The sequence below is a fragment of the Ligilactobacillus sp. genome (assembly GCF_036846325.1).
Classification (GTDB): Bacteria; Bacillota; Bacilli; order Lactobacillales; family Lactobacillaceae; genus Ligilactobacillus.
Genome location: NZ_DAIUCE010000201.1, coordinates 1 through 1,393, shown reverse-complemented (window position 1 = coordinate 1,393; position 1,393 = coordinate 1). Strand labels below are relative to the sequence as shown.

1 protein-coding gene is annotated in these 1,393 nt (G+C 54.8%); it reads left to right on the top strand.

Annotated elements, in window-relative coordinates:
* Positions 1–49: 49 nt before the first annotated feature.
* Positions 50–1,393, top strand: a 1,344-nt coding sequence (rlmD, locus tag V7Z60_RS10185) for a 23S rRNA (uracil(1939)-C(5))-methyltransferase RlmD (RefSeq protein WP_334117689.1), incomplete at its 3' end; no start/stop codon positions are given.

Here is a 1,393-nt window from a genome sequence, read left to right as displayed (position 1 = left end):
TTTGTGTTAAAATAAACAATGGAATTCTACACGTAAAGGAAAAGAAGAAATGAAATTCAAACCACCAGTATCAAAGAACCAGGACCTGACGGCGGTCGTCACGGACCTGACGTATCAGGGAATGGGCGTTGTCAAGGTCGACGGCTACACGCTGTTCTGCGACAATGCGCTTCCGGGCGAGGAGGTCAGGCTGCATGTCATGAAGACAGGGAAGAACTTCGGCTATGCCAAGGTGACTGAACATCTGACGACAAGCAAAGACCGCGTCGAATCTGCTGGCAGCGCCTATTCGCAGACGGGCATTGCCCCGCTTCAGCATCTTGCCTACCCGGCTCAGCTCAGGTTCAAGCAGAAGCTCGTGACGGACCTGCTGAAGAAGGCGCATCTTGATGACATCGAAGTTGCCGCAACAATCGGGATGGAAGACCCGTTTCATTACCGGAACAAGGCCCAGGTTCCAATCCGCGGAACGAAGGGAAAGCTTCAGACCGGCTTCTTCCGCAGGGGAAGCCACAGTTTTGTTCCGCTCGAGAACTTTCTGATTCAGGACGAGCGCATCGACGAGATCCTGCAGGAGACGGTGAAGATTCTGAACGACTATGAGCTGGAACCCTACAACGAAGAGCATCATTCGGGCATGATCCGCCATCTGATGGTCAGAATCGGTCACTATTCCCGCGAGGCGATGGTCGTGATCGTGACGAAGAACAACCGTCTGCCGCATGACCGGGAGATTGCCGAAAGAATCGCCAGTGCCTGTCCCGACGTCGTCAGCGTCCAGCAGAACGTCAATTCCGAGAAGACGAACGTCATCCTGGGAAAGAAGACCCGCCTGCTCTACGGCCGCGACTTCATCAGGGACACGTTGAACGGCCTTGAGTTCGAGATTTCGGCTCAGTCCTTCTACCAGGTCAACCCGGTTCAGACCGAGAAGCTCTACCGGACGGCGCTTGACAAGGCGCATCTTACCGGTACGGAAACCGCAATTGACGCCTACTGCGGCATCGGCACCATCTCGCTTTCCCTTGCTGAAAAATGCAGAGCTGTCTACGGGGTCGAGATTGTGGAGGAGGCAATCGAGGATGCCAGACACAATGCCGAGCTCAACGAGCTTGACAATCTGCATTTTGAGGTTGGAAACGCCGAGGACTGGATGGCAAAGTGGCAGGAAGAAGGAATCAGGCCGGACGTCATCATGGTCGATCCTCCGAGAAAGGGGCTGACTGAAAGCCTGATCGAAAGCGCAGCGAAGATGTCACCGGAAAGAATCGTCTACGTCAGCTGCAATCCGGCGACGCTTGTGCGCGACATTCAAAGCTTCATGGAAAGGGGATACAGTGTTGACGGTCCGATTCAGCCGGTTGACCAGTTCCCGCAGACGGCGCATGTGGAG